6 protein-coding genes and 1 pseudogene are annotated in these 21275 nt (G+C 51.9%); 6 read left to right on the top strand and 1 reads right to left on the bottom strand.

What is annotated here, in order from left to right; translation table 11 throughout:
- Positions 1-80 precede the first annotated feature (80 nt).
- Positions 81-2915, bottom strand: a complete 2835-nt coding sequence (locus ACVKSX_RS13420; RefSeq protein ID WP_163762705.1) for an RHS repeat-associated core domain-containing protein — start codon at positions 2913-2915, stop codon at positions 81-83.
- A gap of 835 nt (positions 2916-3750) precedes the next feature.
- Here ACVKSX_RS13420 and ACVKSX_RS13415 point away from each other — a divergent pair.
- From ACVKSX_RS13415 to ACVKSX_RS13390, 6 genes and pseudogenes are all read left to right on the top strand, one after another.
- Positions 3751-8862, top strand: a complete 5112-nt coding sequence (locus ACVKSX_RS13415; RefSeq protein WP_354439106.1) for a SpvB/TcaC N-terminal domain-containing protein — start codon at positions 3751-3753, stop codon at positions 8860-8862.
- A gap of 406 nt (positions 8863-9268) precedes the next feature.
- Entirely contained in the window at positions 9269-16585 is a 7317-nt protein-coding gene (locus ACVKSX_RS13410; RefSeq protein WP_163762707.1) for a Tc toxin subunit A-related protein, read from the top strand.
- 143 nt (positions 16586-16728) lie between these two features.
- Positions 16729-17222: pseudogene (locus ACVKSX_RS13405) on the top strand (IS1 family transposase); the annotation flags it as partial.
- Positions 17223-18330: 1108 nt separating this feature from the next.
- Positions 18331-18780, top strand: a complete 450-nt coding sequence (locus ACVKSX_RS13400; RefSeq protein ID WP_163762710.1) for a phage tail protein — start codon at positions 18331-18333, stop codon at positions 18778-18780.
- Positions 18781-18798: 18 nt separating this feature from the next.
- Positions 18799-19854 carry a phage tail sheath family protein gene (locus ACVKSX_RS13395; RefSeq protein WP_163762711.1) on the top strand — a complete coding sequence of 352 codons (1056 nt, stop codon included), beginning with the start codon at positions 18799-18801 and terminating at the stop codon, positions 19852-19854.
- A 19-nt stretch (positions 19855-19873) separates the two neighbouring features.
- On the top strand, positions 19874-21238 hold the full coding sequence (locus ACVKSX_RS13390) for a phage tail sheath family protein (RefSeq protein WP_163762712.1): 1365 nt from the start codon (positions 19874-19876) through the stop codon (positions 21236-21238).
- Positions 21239-21275 lie beyond the last annotated feature (37 nt).

Below are 21275 nucleotides of genomic sequence, written 5' to 3'. Positions count from 1 at the left end.
TCACAGGCAGTTAGTGAATAATTGATATACCTTTTTTAAGGTAGTCTATCAAAAGATTTTGTATACCTTTTGTTCATATCTCATACATGTCTTGCAAGCTTCAGACTCTGGCCATTCGATGTCCATAATCTGCCGGAAAAAATCAGTCGTTGTCGATGTTGTTCATCACTTGCCCTCATTACTTCACGTTCTAAAGGGGCAAGTGAAAAGGAGTGAGGCAGCCAGTCGTGATCTTTTTCATCATAAGATTCTAATGGCAATCCTTTTGGATATTTCTCCAGAAATTCATCGGCAAAATATATGTCTGATTCGTAATGATTTTGTGGCGTTGTTCTTTCAGAAATGAATGTTTCACTAAGGTCTACATTTTTTTCCTTGAGGAATTTTAATGTATGCAGTTTTCTGCTGATATCCGGCTGATAATGACCGCTTTTATTTTCAATATATGCTATCCTGCCATTAGCTATTGTTATCATTCCGGCATCCAATACTCCTTGTCCAGCAAATACACTGGAATGATGCACCACATCAAGCTCAGGAACAAAGCCTATAATTTTCTTTACTCCCTCAATGCGGCCAAGCACATATCCAATCGCATTACTTTTCCAGTTATCTATATGCGAAACTATCCCATTACTGGATGCTGAAATATAGCTACTAAAATTCTCTCCTTCGAGTTTGATTAATCCGTTTTGGATATCAAATGCGTTATCTGCTCTTTGCTCCTGAGTCCACTGTTGGACACCTTTCCAGTTGCGAGAAAACGGTGTTTGACGTTCTTCATCGGTAAAACGCTCAAACAAGTAACTCTTGTGTACCCGCGGAAATACTGAAGGATTGTCAGGAAATACAATCCCTTTAAGTCTTGACCAGTTCTGTTTTGCTTTCTGACTTGTTAAATCATTACTGTCGCTTTGGGCTCCATTTGTATGAGATTTTGCATTAATGCCTTCGCAACCACGGCCATCTGTATCAATAACATTGACAGGGTTATTCCAGCAAAACCTGTAAAGATTGATCCCGTCATTCAGCCCCCCTGGGTCAGCTGAAAGCCAGCGACACGTTTCCGGCTGATAGTAACGCCAGCCGTAGTAAATCAGTCCAGTGGCATCTCGTTCTTTTCCCGAATAGCGACGCGTGCGATCGCAGACCTCTATCAGCTCTTCATCAGCTCCGGCACTTCCCCCGTATGGATAGTATTCTTCCCGTGACGTGATCCTTCCCTCCCAGTCCGTCTGAATCCCACTGCTTCCCAGATAGTCTGGGAATATCCAGTGCAGATATACTTCACCGGTCTCTCTGTTTTCTGTCAGCCTTACTCTATCTGTCTCGGTTATCACTATATCTAGCGTAATTGCAGCCTTCAGTCTACGTTGACGGGTTTCAATTCCTCCTGCGTAGGTGGTTTTAAAAATCTGCGTTCCTCCGGATATTTTCGTTCTGCTGATTTTGCGCGTACGCGTTCCTTTATTGCTGTAACAGTAGGTTTCTGTGTCGCTGGGCTCGCACTCCCGGGTTACTGGGTTAACCTGTTTAAGCTGACCATCAGCATACCATTCAAGGCTGCGGCCGTCTGCGAGGTGCGTCTGTAAACCACCCGCCAGAAAGCCTGCATCTGGATTACTACCTTGCTCCTGTGAGTGCGCACGATTTGAAGAGGCAGATACCTCAATCTCTCGTGTCCAAGGCCTGTTGCCTGTATGAATAATTCGGGTCAGGTTATCGCCGTCATCGTAGATGTAATTTTCCTGGTATGGAGACCATACAGTGTTGCTGCAGGCACTGTTCACATTAAGCACAGTCTGCGGACCTCTGCCTGAATCTGGAAGACGTTCACGTCCCGAGGCCTGAACTAACCTGTAAAGCGTATCGTATGTGAAGGTGCGCTCACCATCAGTGTACAGGTTGCGATGCCACTGACTTGCAGTCTCTGCCTCATTAAGCGTGACGATATTGCCTGCTGGATCGTATTCATAATGCAGATCACTAAGGATGGCATCAGCACGTCTGATGACGTGCCGAATCACATGCCGGGTCCGCTGATTGTATTGGAAATCTTCAGTAACACCGTTGCCGGAAGTTTGTGAAAGTATCAGTCCGTCAGCACTGCGTAAAACATCGAACAAAGTGACTACATCGTTATCTGCACCCAGGGCCTTTTGGCACATACGCGTTTCACTGATATATCCATCTACATTATACGCTGTAATAAGAGCGTTACCGGCCGCATTTATCTGTGTCAGAAGTGCCCCTGTAGCATCGTACGTGCTGTGCAAAGCAAGAGGCTCCTCCATATCCGGCTGTTCGCCGGTATTCCAGTCAGGCAGTTCTGTTTCTGAGGCCAGTAAATATTGCTTTGTTATCAGCCTTTTTCCCGTAAGTGACAGACACAGGATATCGTTATAGCCTGCATTGTCGTAATGGCGGCCAAGGCCGCCTGCGATATTTTTGTTTTTATAGGAAATGTCCGCAGGCAACCATGCAAACATCTCCCGTATGCGAATTTTACCCCCTGCCGGCTGCTCGCTGATAGTCTGAATACGACCGGCTGCAGATGAATCCTCATGGCCGTATATATTCACCGTGCCCTGCGCATTTCTGATCCAAAGGGGCTGACCGCTTGCTGTCGTTAAACTCAGAGTGGTATCACCATCGGCAGTTTGCAGCTTAACGGTCTGACCATCCGTGCCAGAAACTATTGTGGCATTTGGTGTGTCGCCGTTCAGGGGACGGGCACCGTACAGAGTTACGGAACGGGTAAGCTGGGCACCCAGAGTGCGTGATAAAAGATGACGTGGAGGTTTATCTTCTTCACCCGGAGTTCGCAGAAGGCTTAGTGAGCAGACCGGTCCGGCAGTACCTGTCACAGTAATTTCTGGCGTACCCGCATGCAGGGCTACATGTTTGACAGGCATAAATCTGTTCCTCAATTGATTTCTATGTAAAGGGCTAGTTATGAAGTGCATGAATAACTCTTATCTGGGAAAATTTTTTCAACTATTCATTGCAAAATTATTAATCGTTTTATGCAGAGTTTAGTCATTAATCAATAAAAGACTAAAAATGCATACTCTCAGGCGCTGTTATGTAGTGAAAACCGTACGTCGTAAATCAAACGTGGGTATAACTTAAAACTTCGAAAGGAGTGTTAGTTAGTATATCTAAAATGCCTGTCTGACTAAGCCCTGACAAGAGTAAATGTTTCTTATATTGTCATTAGTTGGCGGCGATAGTGTCGGGAGTGAAGACATGATGCCAGGTAAAGCTTCCCGCGTTAATCGGCTAAAGAATGAGATTTTTGGGGCTGAACTACGCTGCTGCTTGAGTGAGTTCTGAGTAAATTTAAATAAAAACAGGCCGTATGCTAACTTTCAGTCGTTGGGTTGCCTTGCGGTTTGAGATGATGTTAATAACTATTATCGCTTGTGACTTTGTTTATTTTTACGTCTGATTATTGGAATTTTTCTTAGTGATGTTCTAAATGTTTATATCTAGCGTCTCGATTGCAGAAATTGATTTGTAAATCTCATAAATCCTGGAGCGAAGTGACTAGCGCTCAAACGCACATGAGGTTTCTTAAAAAGGTGCTGCACAAAGCAATGAGGCATACATGTCTTTCGTAATGATATTTCTTAATACAGAGCATGATTTTTTGATTCTGGATAACTCTGTATGCTTGCGGCACATAGCCCTTCATCTTTTAATCTCTGCCAAATCGCCCGTTGAGGTGCGATGTTCTGAGGGTCATTTATGTCTGAAATGTCTTTAACTGCGCCTGTAAACTCGTCGGGCAGCGTTTTTAACCCACCCTCACTACCCAAAGGTGGAGGCACGCTCACCGGCAGCAGCGGCGCTCTTTCTGCCGGCGGCCCGGACGGCGTGGCGGGCTGGAGTATTCCGCTGCCGGTTTCCGCGGGAAGGGGGTTTGCGCCGGGCCCGGCGCTCAGCTACAGCAGCGCAGCAGGAAACAGCGAATTCGGTCTCGGCTGGCAGTTGACGGTGCCGGCCATAGGACGCAATACCCGCTTTGGTGTGCCGGATTACCAAGACGTAGAATCAGTAAACGGACCGGATGGGGCCGAACTTATCCGTGCCGGCGTGCCCGAAATGCGTACTGCACTGCCTTTTTCTAAGCAGAGCGGCAGCTTCAGGGTGACCCGATACCTGTCGCGCTACAGCGGTACAGCAAGCCGCACTGAGTACTGGGAAGAGCTGAGCGACGGCCTGACGGTGCGATCATTCTGGATTGCATTTTCTCCCGACGGGGGCCTGGCGTTATACGGCTGGTCAGATAATGCCAGGCTCGCAGACCCCGGCGATGCCTGCCGCATTGCAGAATGGAAGCTTGAAGAGCAGGTTAACGCACGTGGTGAACATATTCTCTGGCGGTGGCGCTCTGAGAACGACGATAACTGCAGCGAGGCTGAAAAGTCACAGCATCTCCATGTAGCGGGATGCTACCTGAGCCACATACACTGGGCAAACACAACGCCCGGACTGTGTTTTTTCGTACCCGAAAATCCGGCAGCCCTTGCAGAGAATAACTGGCTGTGCAGCCTGATTATTGACTACGGCGAACGCAACATCCCTTCTGATCTCCCGCCCCCTTATGCTGTGGACACAACAGGCGGTGACGTCCGTACCGCGTGGCCGGTGCGTCCCGATCCCTTATCCCGATGGCATTACGGCTTTGAGGTGAGAACACGCCGCCTGGGCCGTGAGTTTTTACTTTTTCATCGTATCGGTCTTATGGACGGAAGCGGTGACGAGAAGCCGGTGCTTGTCAGTCGTCTGCAGCTGACGCACAAAACTTCCCCCGTTGTGAGCTGGTTGACGTCGGCACAGATTTTTGCTTATGAGCCCGATGAGGACGACGCGCCTGTGACCCTGCCGCCCGTGGAATTCGGGCTCTCACAGCCTTATCCCCTGCCGGACAGTCACGCGTGGGAGTACCGGGCAGATTTGGAGGGTTTTTCCTGGCAATACTGGCAGATGGCAGACCTGAAAGGGGAAGGGCTGCCGGGTCTCCTTTATCAGGATACCAGTGGATGGTGGTACCGCGCACCGCAGCGCGATATATCCGATGGAGCCGGGCCTGATGCTGTGACATGGGGGGCTGCGCAAAAGCTTGAGCGAATACCCTCCCTGTCGGGCTGGCAGTTGATGGATCTCGATAACGACGGTCGGGTTGAGCAGGTGGTACCCCTGCCTGGCGTCACGGGCAGTTTTACGCTGGACCCGGACGGCAGCTGGAATGGCTTTGTGCCTTTCAATGCACTGCCGGCGGAATTTATGCACCCACAGGCGCAGCTGGCCGATCTGACGGGGAACGGCCTGAGTGACCTTGTCATGGTGGGGCCGCGGGCTGTACGCGTGTGGCCCTCAGACGGTAAACGGGGCTGGAAGCAGGGCGTGAACCAGATGTACACCGGAACCTGGCCGCTCCCGGCCGGAGATGATGCGCACCGGCTCGTGCTTTTTGCCGACCTGCCCGGCAGCGGTCAGCAGCACCTTACGGAAATAACGGCAGGCAGCGTCCGTTACTGGCCTTCGCTGGGTTATGGCAGATTTGGCGAAGCCATAACCGTTGCGGGCTTCGACATTTCTGAAGAATCTTTTTCACCAGATCGCATTTTTTTGGCCGATACCGATGGTTCAGGTACGCCGGACATTTTGTATCTGGCGCACGAGGGGCTGCGGTTGTTCATCAACGAAAGCGGTAACTCTTTCAGAGAGGCGGGCACCATCCCTCTGCCGGATGGGATACGCGGCGACGGACTTTGCACTGTGCAGGTGGCCGACGTGCAGGGACTTGGCGTGGCCAGCGTCCTGCTGACCGTTCCCCACGCGCAGCCGGGTCTCTCTCCGCGCACCTGGCTGCTTGACCTGAACGTATCCAAGCCATGGCTGCTTGAGGAAATATGCGAAAACACCGGTTCCAGGACGCTGCTTTCTTACCGCAGCTCGGCGCAGGCCTGGCTTGACGAAAAAAAAGCACGTCAGGAAGCGGGCGAAACACCCGTCAGCTATCTGCCATTCGCTGTCCACACCGTAAGCCAGGTCACGCAGGTGAATGATATCACCGGCCTGATTTTGGGCAGCGAAACGCGCTATCTCGGCGGCGTCTGGGATGGTAAGGAAAAAGAGTTCGCAGGATTCAGGCAGGTTATACAGCGTGACACGCATGCATTCACCCGCGGCACGTCAGAACAGATGGCACCGCCTGCAGAGGTGCGAAGCTGGTTTATGACAGGCCTGCGGGAGCATGATGAACATCTCCGTGGCACCTTTAATGGAATAATGGAATACCCGCAGCGCCCTGAGCGTTTTATGCGTCAGGCTCAGGATGAAAACCGACAGGAAGCGTTTGTGCCCGACGCCGAAACGGAGGCCTGGCTCAGGAGAAGCCTGCGCGGTGCGCTGCAGCGCGCTGAAGTGTACGGCCTCGACGCTACGCTAAAAAGCACAACACCTTACACCGTAAGCACTTCGCGCTGGCAGGTCTGTGCTTGCACTACATACTTCAGCGAAAAGCCCGCTTCGCTGGTAACGCAGGTGGAAAGTATGACTTACAGCTGCGAGCGCTACCATCAGGACCCGGTTGTTTCCCAGACCATCGTTCTGCGGCAGGACAGGTACGGTGCCGTACTTGAAAGCGCGACAGTATCCTACCCGCGGCTGCTTTCCCCGCAGGCTCTGCTTGAAGAGGAAGATGACAGAAATATTTATCCGGCCTCACTGCCGGAGGGACTCATCAGGGAAAGTACGGATACGCAGCAGTATGACTGCTGGATAAAGCTGATGCGTGCCTGCGTTCATAACCTCGATTCAGAAACTAACTTTGCGACTGGCCTGCCTGACACAGCTCGCTCGGACGTTATCTGGTATGGCAGCACCCATCCTGAAGGAAATCCTAAAGGACTGCAAAACCACACTCTCCCGCGAGAGGGGTTCAGCATTGAATTTCTGCTGAACACCACAAGCGGTGAGAGAGAAATTGATCGCCTGCTGTCCTGTAAGGGCTCCGTAGTTCTGGACAGTTTTATGCGGACACACTGGCGAAGCGCTGAAGACGGCCAGTCGCTTGCGGACGTGCCTGACAGGCAGGCGCTGCTGGCTTTCACCGAGACAGCCATGCACGATGAGCAGTCGCTGAATGTCCTGCGGCCTATTTTTGAAGAAACCCTGCGAGACCTGGCCACTAACGCCCTCAGCGATACCTGCACACAGGACCATGACTCCGTGCTGTGTCGCATGCGCAGGCGTCTGCCGGAGTTGCCCCCGGTTATTCTGGCCGGGGAGGCTGTGAAATATCTTCAGCAGAAACCGGATGACAGCGACGCTATAACGGTCATCCGGGCTGCGCTGAAAAAAGCCGTGTCGGTTAACGGTCTGAGCCAGCGGCTTCTTGATATGAACGATGAATTGCTGCCAGAACCGCTTCGCCTGCAGCTTAAAAAGGAGAGCCGCATACCCGATGCCTGGCTGCCCCTGGTGGCTGGCTGGTTTATGCATGACGCGGTCACCGAGAATGCACCGCCTGCGCTGGCCGTGAGTGCTGTGGAAAAAGAGGCGTTCACCAGCGCGCTGGCCGCGTCGGTGCCGGACGCGCTCTTCTGGCGGATGGCGCTGGCAGATGCTGAAGGCACGACATTTACGGATGCGCACCAGCTGCTTTCGCAAAAGACGCAGGCAGAATCCCTTGAATCCCTCCTCAGGCGTGGCGGATATCATCCCGTCACCGTTCCACACGCTCCTGCTGTGAATGAAGCCTGGAGCGGTCGGCATAGTCATTTTACCTATCACGATGCCAACGGGTACTGGCTGCCTGAAACGTATCGCGAAAGCGAGCTCGTCAGGGCAACCGCAATACGCTACACCGAACACTATCTGGCTGTTCGTGAGGCGACAGATGATATCAGCCATTTTACCAGCGTCGAACGTTTTGACTGGCGCTTCATTACCCCGGTTAGGATAAAGGACATTAACGATAACATCACAGATGCCAGGCTGGACGCACTGGGGCGGGTCTCATGGGCCCGTTTTTACGGGACCGAAACGCCACCTGGTGCTGAAAAGGCGGAACAGGCAGGTTATTCGCCTTTCAGAGATATCCTTTTCACGCCACCTGTGACCGCATATGACGCGGTGGCACTGAATGAAACAAAAGGCGTGCCAGTTCACGAGGCGTTCACGCTAGTGACTGACAGCTGGATGCGGCAGCTCCCTGATGCGCAGGGAAAACCTTCGGGCATCCGCTGCGGCGAGCTGGTGTGGCGACGCCGGGCTGAGCAGCTCAGCCGAGACGGCATAACGCTGAATGAGTCTGATGACTTGCGAACGCCGCCTCACATCATACGTATTCAGACCGATCGCTATGACGATGATCCGGAGCAGCAGGTCAGGGTTCAGGTCATGCTGTACGGCGGTGGCCAGCTTCTGCAGACGGCCGTGCTCAGCCCGCCCGGAGACGCCCTGGTACGCACTGCGGCAGGAGGACTTAAGGCCAGTGATCGCGGTGCTGCCGTCAGCGAGCATGCGACGGTACGCTGGGCCGTGACCGGCAAAACAGAGTATGACAATAAGGGTCAGCCGGTACGCGTCTGGCTGCCATTTTACCTCAACGACTGGAGATGGGTCAGCGACGATAGCGCCCGTGACGGAATATATGCGGACACGCACGTTCGTGATGCGACGGGGCGCGAGTACAGAATCATCCGCGCTGCCGGCGAAGACGTGAACGGCGTCTGGGCAAATTATGAATGTCGCACGCACTGTTATCCCTGGTTCACGGTCTCCGAAGACGAAAACGACACATGGCTTGAGGTAACAGAAGCGGCGCGCCGTAAGACGCTGCACTGAAAGATGCAAGGCACTGTGAATTGTCCGGCCCGCAACCGTTTTGACGTATTACACGGAGTCAGAGGGTGTTACTCGCTGAACCGGTATTTACGTGCAGACGGAAGCTGGCTGGTGGCGTGCTCAGGCATTCGCTCGCCTTCTTTCCGACATGGTTTTAGGCCTGGTATATCCCAGGTTTATACCGTAATAGTCGGGGCCTTCATAAGTGAGGTGAGCGCAATCAGCGCCATAGCTCTACCCTTTACAAAAGGGGCTTCCGGTGTTTATCCGATATCGGATTGTGTCAGCGTTCGCAATCTATAAACGACATGTCTGGCGGTTTCAGGCATACGGATTTAGTTAAATTTCATCTACAACAACAAGCATGCTCGCTCGAGCTGCGCCCAGAACCCTAAGGAACCCCTCAATGAAATCTGAGTACACAACACTTTTCAGTACCGCTTCAGACACCCTCGGTGTTAAAAGCAGGGCGGCCCTGGCGCTATTCAGCCCGTCCGAAATCCAGCGCAGCATTAAGAATACCGGTCAGGAATGTGACTGGCCGAACGCGCAGGCGCTACATACGCAGGCAAAAAAAGAATATGATGACCTGCGCATTATGGAAAAAAAACTGCTCATCCGAGCCTCTCCGCTGCTTCCGGCGGCTGTGCGGTTTGGTCTGAAGCATCCAGACGTGTCGCTGCAGGATTATGAGGAGTGGTTTGGCAGGGAGGCAGCATATGTCGGACCCGGCGACGTCTCCTCGATGTTTTCACCGGCGGCGTACTTGACGGAACTGTACCGTAACGCCTGCAAGCTCTACCCTCCATCCTCTGACTGGCATATCGATACCCGCCGCCCCGACCTTTCAGGCCTTATTCTTAGCCAGGAAAATATGGACTGGGAGGTCACGTCACTTAGCCTGTCGAATGAAATTCTGATGGAAAGGATGCGCAACGAACTGGATGAAAAGGGCGAAGTCAGCGATGATGAAATTATGCAGGCGCTGGCAACGCACCTGACCAGCAGCACTACGCCTTTTCACCTTCATCACGCTCGCCTACGGCAGGTGTGTCTGCAGAAAGACCCCTCTTATGGTCAATTGCTGGCAGCACCGCGGGTTACCGGCCTCCTCAGTGGCCCGACTATGGCGGGGATTCATTACGATATACCTCCGGCGCTCTACCATCTTTTAACGGATGAAATTACGGAGGAAAACGCCGAAGGAAAATTTAAGAAATACTTTGGGGAGAGAGTTGACCCGCTGTCGATTCTGGACCCGGAGACCCTGCGCCGCTGGTATGGGCTGACAGATGATGAGCTAAAGCAGATCAATAGTGATGTTCTCAATTTTGATACATATTCACTGGATACCCTAAACACAGTTATTGAAGGGAATATCTACCGTATCAAGCTGACCGAATTTAATAATAACGACACGCTTAGAGTTTATCCACTTTCTGATAAAACCCTTAAGATTGAGGGTGTTACAAAATTCTCCGGAAAGCAAGGGTACGCGCTTTGTCCGGGGTATACCGGAACAAACCCAACGATACGGTGGAAAAATGATCAGAAACCGTACAGCCATAATGAACCATTCAGTATCACGATAGATATGAAGGATGCTCAACCTGCAGATAAAGCAACGTTTAAGCTCTCTGGTGAGGACTCGCTGCGGGTTGGTAAATGGTGGCCAGGTGTTGATCAAGGCGGATTAGATGGCGAATTCCACCGGGTAAAATGGAATATTACCCCGCTGGGCTCCGCGTATGTTTATGCCCTGAGGCTTAACAAAGCCGTTCGCCTGTATAAAGCTACCGGTCTCCCCCCCCGCGTGCTGGAAGACGTTGTTAATAGCATTAGTCCCACCCAGATAACTAATGAGACGCTCACCCTGCTGTTCCGTACCACCCTGCTTATGAAGCACTATAGTGTGTCCCATGAGGAGGCGCTGGTGATGTCCAAAGGGAAGATCTCTCAGGTCACACATGGCGTTGAAAGTAGCCAATGGGACCGCATTTTCAATACTCCGCCGCTGACGGAAGAAGGGTTTTATCCGGATGATAATAAGACAATAATCCTTTTACCTGACGACCCCGACCACGCAGATATCAAGGCGACTCTAAAGCGTGCCTTTTGCACGGATGATGACGGTATGTGGACCCTCTGGCAAATTTACGACTCCTCCGTTTCAGCATCTAAGCTCGAGCTTAACCTGGAAGATATTTCCGGCATGTACGCCATCAGCCTCTGGGCTCGTGCATTATCATTGTCCCCTCAGGAGCTGCTGCAGCTGTTAAAAATGCTCGACTTGCCTTCAGAGCTTGGTGGCAGGCCAGTTCAGCAGTGGAATGCGCTATTTGTTCGCGCCAGTGCCACAGTTGAATGGCTCCGTGCCCGCGGCTGGACGGTAGGGGACATGATGCTGATGACGCGCGATGTCGCTCACATCTTACCCGGTAGTGAGATTGCCAGCCTGCTGACCTCCCTGCGCACGGCAGCTTTTGCGGCGTCGCTGCCAGAAAACCCAGACTTCGGTAACTACGCCCTTGCTCTCATTCCGACGCTGGCCGCGTCTCTTAACCTGCCCGGAGAGGACCTCACCCGCGCCCTGCTGGCGTGGGCCGACGGTGCAAAGCCGGGGGGGAATACGCTTGCGGAATTCTGGACACTCCTGGTAAAAGAGGAACCTGACCAGGTTGATACCTCAGCCCTAACCGCATTTGCCTATGGCCTGGCACAGATGGCGCTAATTGTGCACGCCACCGGCGTGACGGCGGAGGTGCTGGCACTGTTTGTGGCGAACCCGGCCCGGCTGTTGGCAAAGGCGGGCGCAACGCTGGCGCGCAGCGCAGAGGTTGTCATGGCACTGGGCCAGTTCAGCGAGTGGCTCAGGACGCTTCCGGATCGGGGCGGTGCGGGCTCGGCAGTTGTCAAAAGTCTTGCGGCGGACGGGGTGACACTGGCCGTGCTGGCACAGGCGACGGGACTTTCTTCAACCATCGTGGAGCAGGCGGCCGCAGAAGCCAAACCCCGCAATGGAAGGCTGGACGACACGAAGCTTGCCAGCTGGCCCGAAATCAGCCTTGTACTGGAGTGGATAAAGCTGTCGCAGGCGTTTGGTGTGACGCCATCAGATATCGGACAACTGATGAAGCTTGACTACCTGTCCAGCTCGTCGACGACATGGGGCGACTGGAAAAGGGTGGCTGATACGCTCACCGCAGCGCTGCCTGCGGTACAGCGGCGGTCCGCCGAAGACATCGTGGCTGTTGGGCTCAGCGGGGCGCTCAGTGGCTGGCTGCTGGCGCAAAGCTCACTTACCCGCCTGGGCGTCAGCAGTCGTGAGGAGCTGTTTAACTTTCTCCTGTCAGATAACCTTAACGGCCCGGAGGTGAAAACCTCAAGGATCGCGGAGGCGATTACCTCGCTGCAGATATTTATCCACCGCGTGCTGAGCCTCTCGCCGTCGGACCCCGACAGCCAATGGGTTGTTCGGGATGCGTTAGATGGTCTGTTTTTCCGCGACTGGCTACAGTGGAACGCTCGTTTTAGCACTTGGGTGGGCGGTCAGAAACTGATGTATTACCCGGAAAACTACATTGACCCGACGATGCGCCTGGGGCAGACCAGCATGATGGACGACATGCTGCAGGTGCTGGGGCAAGCACAAATCAATACCGATACCGTGGGTGACGCCTTTATGGGATACCTGACCGGGTTTGAGGAGGTGGCAAACCTGGAGACCATCAGTGGTTATCATGACAGTTCAAATCCTGATGAGGGCAAAACCTGGCTCGTGGGACGTAACCAGATGACGCCGCCGGAATACTGGTGGCGCTCGCTGGATGAAGGGAAGCGCTCCGCTGAAGGAGACCTTCCGGCTAATGCCTGGACTGGCTGGAGTAAAATTACTGCAGCACCGCAGCCATCCGGCAATCTTATACGTCCGGTGGTATACAAGGAACGTCTCTATCTAGGGTGGGTGGAGCGAAAAAAAGATGCAACGGCCAGGAATGATGAAGGACAGGAGACCGCATGGCGGTACAGCTGGGAGCTGAAAATGTCCTGGCTGCGCTATGACGGGGGCTGGAGCCAGCCAGCAACGTATATCTACCCGAACACGACTGAGTTGGAAACCTTGCTCAATGATAACGCGATTAAAGATCTGTCGCTTTATCTGTCGGTCTGGCCCGAAAGACAGCAGATGGTGGCGGGAATTTATAAAAAAGGGGACACGTCTGGTGTTCCAGAGTCTTCCTTCAAGGGACACGTTGTTATTAACGAAGACATGACTTTTGAGCCGAATGATTTTTCTCGGGGCGGATGGGAAGATTTCAGGCTGGTACTGGATACTGATGGCTTAAGCAAAATATTACCTCCTTACATCCCCGTACCCGACGTCGCTGACCCTCTGCGACTGACTGTTGATGAAAAACTCACCGCACCTTCTGGCGTGCCTGAAGGTTTTGAACGCTTTGATTATAGCGACCTGAAGGTGTCTGTCATTGAACAAGACACTGATGATAATTCCTATAGATTAAAGATGGGTCTGACTCAAGTAGTAGCTCTTGATCCTTCTTCAGTAGCAGATCGAGCGTTGCTGATGCTGCGGGACCTTTACCCTGTACTGAAAGATACAAAAAATGTATGTAAGGCCATCCACTCAACATTGGCGTCAAGTGGTCTGAATGGCATCTGGGCCATGGACATGCATGAATACGTGCAATTTTATATAATTTTTCCTAAAAAAAGAACATCTGATCCGTGGACACATATCGGAAGTAGAGAATTCCCTTTGAGTGAGGGTACAGTGGACGGAGTGACATACCAGTATGGTTCATACAAAAGTTACGTTAAATTCAGTGAGATAAGTCATATTAATCTGACCTTCCTGATGTTTACTAAGCAAACGTCCATTAGTTTGAATATTCAACAACTTTTCGGTTCAACATCCTTTCAGACATCGAACATCATCCCTGCAGAGTATAATGGTGGCCCTACTACATTCCCCAAGGATGAAGTAAAAAGTAATATTACAAAAGGAGGGACAGATAATACTTATGATGGATACACAGCCAGCAGGGATTTGAATTTAGAGAATGGAACCGTTGAGTATCACTGGCGAGAAGCCTCTTACCCAAAAAGTGCTAAATTTGAAATTAACGGTGGAGAGGTAATTCACACGGTAGAATTGACCTGCGGTAACGGTAAAAAACGGACCTGGAAGCTCAGAGTGTATAAGGCTGCACAGACACAAGCTCTCACGGTCGACGTCATTGGCGAGAAGGTGACAGAAGGCCAGCGCGCGCAGTATCTGCAGCACGGCGAAACGCGCACACGCCTGAATACACTGTTTGCCCGCCAGCTGACTGAAAAAGCCGCCAGCGGCATTGACACCATTCTTAATTTTAGTACTCAGTCGTCGCTGTCTGAGCCGCCAATTTATGAGCAGGATAACTGGGGCGAGATGGATTTTTCAGGTGCAAATGCCATCTACTTCTGGGAACTCTTCTATTACACCCCCATGATGGTCATGCAGCGCTTTTTCCAGGAGGAGAGTTTTGACCTCGCCGAAAAATGGCTGAAATACATTTTCAGTCCGTCAGGCTATATCGTCCATGGCAAGCCAGATGACAGAATGTGGAACGTACGCCCTCTCAACGAAGACACCAGCTGGAACGATGAGCCGCTCAAGTCCTACGATCCGGATGCGGTAGCCCAGAACGACCCGATGCACTATAAGCTCAACGCGTTCATGCGCCTGCTAGAGATCACTATAGGCAAAGGCGATGCGGCATACCGCAAGATGGAGCGTGATACCCTGGCTGAGGCAAAGGTATGGTATGGACGGGCCCTCACCCTGCTCGGGGAGGCGCCGTGGATCGACGCAGGCCCGGACTGGAAAGGGCCAAATCTGGGGAGTGTGGCCGCTGACGTGGCGCTGACTGAGCATATTGATGCGCTCAGTCAGATAGCGAAGGGCATCCGCCACAGTGATAATAGCGTGCAGGCCGCCGGCATCATGATGTTCCTGCCAGAGGTCAACGAGGTGATGCTGGGCTATTGGGAAACCCTGCGCATTCGTCTGTACAACTTGCGTCATAATCTGACTATAGATGGGCAGCCGCTGAAGTTGCCTCTGTTTGCCACTTCGGCCGATCCCAAAGACTTGCTGGCCGCTGCTGTGGCGGCGCAAGGAGGGGGGGACAATACGCTTCCAGCTATCACCGGCATTCCCGCGCTGCGCTTTACACCCTTACTTGAGAGCGCGCGCAGCATGGCCTCGCAGCTTATCCAGTTTGGCAGCACCATGCAGCAGATACTGTTGAGCCAGGATGCGGAAGCGCTGTATGAACTGCTGAACACTCAAGGAGCGTCACTCGCCGCTAGCAGCGTCAACCTGCAGGAGCAGTCGTTACGGGAACTGGCGGCTGAACGCGGCACGCTGGAGAAGTCGATCGACACTGTAAAAATCCGACGCGACCACTATAAGGGGCTGTATCAGGAAAATGTGAATGCCCGTGAAATTCATTCGATGAATTTGCTGACTGCATCAGAGACGATGGGGGCGGCTATCAAACCACTCTACGTGGCGGGTGCGGCGGCGGGCATTGCCCCGAATATCTTTGGTCTGGCCAACGGCGGGATGAAATATGATGGACCACTGAACGCAATGGGTATTGGCCTGGAAATTGCTGCGAGCGGCCTGCACATTGCCGGCTCACGCATCCAGCAGGAAGAAATGTATCGCCGCCGTCACGAAGAGTGGCATATCCAGTATCGTTCGGCAGAAAAGGAGATTCAGGGGCTGGAAGCGCAGCTCACGGCTCTGAGCGTACGTGAGAACTCTGCCATGATGCAGATAGCCCATATGAAAACCCAGTCTCAACATGCGACAGCACTACTTGAGCAGTTCCAGAGCAAGTTTACCAGTAAGGCCATGTACAGCTGGCTGCGCGGACGTCTTGCAACCATTTACTATCAGTATTATGACTTAACAGCCTCATTATGCATGATGGCGCAAAAAGCGCTGCAGTGGGAAAAAAATGACGGAGGCAGTTACCTGAAAACCGGGACCTGGAACGGGGCATGGGCAGGGCTGATGGCCGGCGAAGGGCTGATGCTGAGTCTGGCACAGATGGAAATGGCCTGGATGAAACATCAGAAGCGCGAGCTGGAGGTCACCCGGACCGTGTCACTGGCAACATTTTTTAAAGACAAACTCGGCGACGATATGTCTCTGCAGAAAGCTATTTATATACTGGTGAATAATGGCTCATTAAATGATGACCAAAATGACCCGCTGAATACTCTGACAGTTAGCAGTAATGACGGTGGCATGAAAACACTGGGTGTCCATTTCAACCTGAACGATTTGAACGTGGCGCCGGATTACACCGGAGGTAGCAATATGCTGCGGGTACGCAGTATTTCTGTCACGCTGCCGGCTCTGCTGGGTCCTTATCAGAACGTCAAGGCACGCCTGCGGACTAATGCCGGCGGACTGCCGGCTGGCTGCAGTGAATGCGCAATTTCACACACAATGCACGATAACGGGCTGTTTGCAAATGATGGAAGCGGTGATCCGCGCTGGGGGGCCCGCTGGCTGCCATTCGAGGGACTTGATTTAACGGATGAAAGTGGTATGACGCTGAGCTTTGCAGATGCCACCGGAGACCAGAAAGCGCTGCTGGAGAGTCTCAGCGACGTCATTCTGCACATCCAGTTCACCGTTCGATGATGGAGGTGGCGCGCATTTGCGCGCCACATTGCTTTACCACCTTATCCGACGCTGTAAGCTGGCGAACCCGGACACCGACCCTCTACGAAGCTCTGGCGCGCCAGTCAGGAAAAGTCACGATTTTTATCTGCTGACTTGCTGAAATTAATATGGCGAGGAACTGCTCCGGATGCTGCGATACGGCAAGCGTATTGAAGATAAGCCTCAATACCGTTCTCCGTCATCTAAAACTTTCCTTACACCAATTAGCGCAAGACATTAAACTCTGCGCAGAAGTTGTTACCAGCTGAGAAGCAGTGGTCATATGTAGGCTATAAAGGCACTCCACGCTGGTTGTTTTATGCTTATGACTACATTCGAAAGCATGTCCTCGCTCATGTATCCGGCACCCTAATACGCTTACACTTTAGTATCTGCAGGTTTTACTCATTAGTTTTAACATCGATGTCTGCATGACTGACGCCTGCCGGTTTACCGGACTTTACTACCCTCAGCCAGCCACGTTATCAGCAAAAAATCCACCCAGTGGATAGAGGGGCATAACCATAATCTGCAAAGCCACCCTTAGCGCCCGGCACGCAGGACTATCTGCTTCTCAAAGTCAGAAGAAATGCCCGGTAAGGTCATCCGTTTGTAAAGGACAATCAACCGATACCACTCAATCTGCTTCACGATCAGCGTTTTTAATCATTTCATTCAAAATTTAGTGTTGATTATATGCATTTCTGAAATTTGCTCCTATAGTTTATTTAGGTGGTTAAAAACCGTGAGCCAGAAAGTACTTCTTTAGCCCTGTTGCTGACAAGCTGATTGATAGCCTTCAGGCCTACTATAAATACGTCTTGCTTTATCAGTTACAGCTAAAATGAGAGGTTTCATCTTCATGTCACAGCTTAATTTTTATTAACTGTTAAGTTGTTTGAGTGCTCGGACATGCTCTTTTCTGATGGTATTGTGTATGACATGATTAACTTGATAAACGTAATAATGATGTTTACGCAAAAAGTGATGACGTCAAGTAAATAAGTTGAGGCAAATGCGCATGGTATTATTTTGTGTATTGTTTTCTTCATTGCCGCTTTTTCCTAGTCAACCTGATATTACTATCATTTATCCATAAAATGGCAGGATAAAGCAGAGCGTCAGTCAGGTAATATGAAGTTTAATTTAACATGTTACAGCGTCAGCAGCGCAAGCTTGCTGAACCAGATGAAAATTACCCGGAGAAACTGAATGAGGCTGAACGAGAAGACAGGGCTCTGTGCACCCAGCTCCCCATGGCCATCGCAAAATTCTCATCTCCGCAAAACCACCTGTTCAGACCGGGCATCTTCCTTGACCCGCAGTCTGGGCCATCATGGCACCTTCGATCACTCTGTAGTTACTGGACTGAGTATTGTTTCTGTTCGGGAAGGCATCATCAGGGGCCAGCAAAATCGATGTATCTTCAGCGCTCTCATGCCGGTGATTATAGCGTCGCAGCCCAGAAACTGGGCACTGGATCCTCGCCAGCGGTAAAGCGCTGCCCGGCCTGGTGCGCAGAAGAGGGGATGAGAGCGCACTTTTATCTGAAGAAAATAATACAGTCAGACATATTCATATGCATGAAAAAAAAACTGGTGTAAATCAGGGGCGGTAGCATGTTTTTTTCAGGGAAATACCAAATTAATTTAGTCTTTTTCATGCGGATAATTTAAAAAAATTATCTGCACCCACTGTGTATTGTAATAAGAAGGATTAAACTCATGCCTGTTACCGCAGACGACATTGCAAAGCAATATCCCATTCCTACCTATCGCTTTATTGTGACCCTGGGCGACGATCAGGTGCCCTTTACCAGTGCTTCCGGTCTGGACATTAATTTTGACACCATTGAATACCGGGACGGGACCGGCAATTTTTACAAAATGCCAGGTCAGCGTCAGGTGTCTAATATCACGCTGAGTAAAGGAGTATTTCCAGGAAAAAACGTATTGTATGAGTGGGTGAACTCGATTCAACTTAATCAGGTTGAAAAGAAAGACATCATGATCAGTCTGACTAATGAAGCCGGCACAGAAGTGCTGGTCAGCTGGAATGTGAGTAACGCCTTCCCGACCTCCCTGACTTCCCCGACATTTGATGCGACCAGTAACGAAATCGCGGTACAGCAAATCACGCTCATGGCTGATCGTGTGACCATTCAGACTGCCTAATCAAGAGGACATGTTGCCATGACATTGACAACCACCTACCCCGGCGTTTATCTCAGCGAAGATGCCATATCGAGCTTTTCGGTCAACAGTGCTGAAACTGCTGTGCCCCTGTTTGCGCAGGAGAGTTCAGCTCCCAACCCCACTGTTCAGATTTTCCGCAACTGGGCGGAATTTACCTCCGTTTACTCTAAGCAGCAGAGCGAGGCGTTTTATACCAGTCTCAGGGTGTGGTTCATGCACGGTGGCGGTAAATGTTATCTGGTGAGTAAGAACAGTATCGCCGAAGCGGTGGCCCAATACGATGATATTACACTGATTGTTGCAGCAGGGATGGGTGACTCTTTCATTGACGTGTTTAATACAGTAGTGGGTCAGGGCTACCGTATTTTTGGCCTGTTTGACGGCCCGAAAGAGAAAATTACCAGTACGGATAAGCCGGATACAGTCATGAGAAAGTATCCGACCTCCCCGTTTGGCGCGGTGTTTTACCCGTGGTGCAATATGGCATCGGGCGAGAATGTGCCGCCAAGCGCCATCGCCGCGGCCGCTATTGCCCAGACTGACCGTGAGCGTGGCGTGTGGAAAGCGCCGGCCAACCAGACCGTGAATGGCATTACCCCAATGTTCGCCGTCAGTGACGATTTTCAGGGACAGTATAACAACGATAAGGCGCTGAACATGATCCGCACGTTCCCGAGCCTGGGCACCGTGGTGTGGGGTGCCCGCACGCTGGAGGACAACGATAACTGGCGCTATATTCCGGTTCGACGCCTGTTCAACGCCGTTGAGCGGGATATCCAGAAAAACCTGAATAAGCTGGTGTTTGAACCCAACAGCCAGCCGACGTGGCAGCGGGTCAGGGCCGCCATAGACAGTTATCTGCACAACCTGTGGCAGCAGGGTGCGCTGGCAGGTAATACTCCCACTGACGCCTGGTTTGTACAGGTTGGCAAAGGTCTCACCATGACCGAGGACGAGATTAATCAGGGGAAAATGATCATCAAAATCGGCCTGGCTGCAGTTCGTCCGGCGGAATTCATCATCCTGCAGTTCAGCCAGGATATCGTGCAATAATTCACTGAAGGAAAAGAACATGCCTACAGTTACAACTGTACCGGGTGTTTATATTGAAGAAGATGCCTCGCCGGCGATGTCGGTGAGTGCGGGAGCGACTGCAGTGCCGTTATTTGTTGCGCGTTTTTCCCCTTTCAAGCCAGAGCTGGAGGGCGTGATCACCCGCATCGGAAGCTGGCTGGACTACACCACCCTCTTTGACAGCAATATGCCTTCTTCCGTAACTGTCAACGTGACGTCAACGGAGGGCACATCAGCTGCTGCAAAGAAAGGGCTGAAAAAGGCGTCATCCGGCACCAGTGAGGCGACGACTCCGAACAACTACCAGATTGAAGATATTGAGGTCGTGGACCACAGCGCCTCCGTTTCCCTGAAGCTCTATTTCCAGAATGGCGGCGGTCCTTGCTACCTCTATCCGCTGGCAAATAAGGCCGATGAGGCCAAACTGGACGCGCTGCCTGGTCAAATCGACGAAGTGGGTCAGATCACGCTCCTGGCCTGTCCGGATCCTGATGAAGAGTACCGTACCGCTGTGTATGGCGCACTGGCTGGCTCGCTCGGTGAGCACAAAGGGTATTTTCTGCTGGCCGACAGCGCCGAGGGTGACGCCCCCGATACGGTCACTGACTCTGCCCATGTAGCGGTGTATTACCCGAACGTGATGATTTCATATACCCGCATGCTGGATGACGAGCATATCACTATCGTTGGCTACAACGGCGTTACTGATGAAACTGGTGTCACGCTGGCCACACTTCGCAACACAAATTCTGTCTTTGCCGATGAGATTGATAAAGCCCTGGCCGATAAACGAAGTACAACGCTTTCGTTAACGCCTTCCGCATTGATAGCGGGCGTATACAACAAAACAGATGGTGAACGCGGGGTGTGGAAAGCGCCGGCGAACGTGGTGCTTAATGGCGTCAGCGATGTTAGTGTCCGGGTTACCAATGAGCAACAGGCGTTTCTGAATCCAAAAGGTATCAATGTCATTCGTTACTTCAGCGGACGCGGGCTGGTCGTGTGGGGCAGCCGCACGCAGAAAAATGATGATGACTGGCGGTATATCCCGGTGCGCCGTCTGTTCGATGCGGCAGAGCGCGACATCAAGAAGGCCCTGCTGCCGATGGTGTTTGAACCCAACAGCCAGCCAACCTGGAAACGGGTGCAGGCAGCAATTGATAACTATCTTTACCTCATCTGGCAGCAGGGTGCCCTGGCCGGCAATAAGGCGGAGGAGGCGTATTTTGTGCGTGTTGGTAAAAGCATCACCATGACACAGGATGACATTAACCAGGGGAAAATGATCATTCAGGTGGGGATGGCCGCCGTACGCCCTGCCGAATTTATCATCCTTAAGTTTACTCAGGACATGTCTCAGTAAGGGGGAAATCCCTTTTTCCGACTCTTTATAAGGATAC

Source organism: Pantoea sp. PvP021, assembly GCF_054056055.1.
Note: the sequence above shows the minus strand (reverse complement) of the source record. Positions and strands in the feature narration are given on the sequence as shown.

Bases quoted from the DNA above. Each gene is read 5' to 3' on its own strand.
- ACVKSX_RS13415 (WP_354439106.1), top strand. From the start codon at position 3,751: ATGTCTGAAATGTCTTTAACTGCGCCTGTAAACTCGTCGGGCAGCGTT.
- ACVKSX_RS13395 (WP_163762711.1), top strand. From the start codon at position 18,799: ATGACATTGACAACCACCTACCCCGGCGTTTATCTCAGCGAAGATGCC.
- ACVKSX_RS13420 (WP_163762705.1), bottom strand. From the start codon at position 2,915: ATGCCTGTCAAACATGTAGCCCTGCATGCGGGTACGCCAGAAATTACT.
- ACVKSX_RS13390 (WP_163762712.1), top strand. From the start codon at position 19,874: ATGCCTACAGTTACAACTGTACCGGGTGTTTATATTGAAGAAGATGCC.
- ACVKSX_RS13410 (WP_163762707.1), top strand. From the start codon at position 9,269: ATGAAATCTGAGTACACAACACTTTTCAGTACCGCTTCAGACACCCTC.
- ACVKSX_RS13400 (WP_163762710.1), top strand. From the start codon at position 18,331: ATGCCTGTTACCGCAGACGACATTGCAAAGCAATATCCCATTCCTACC.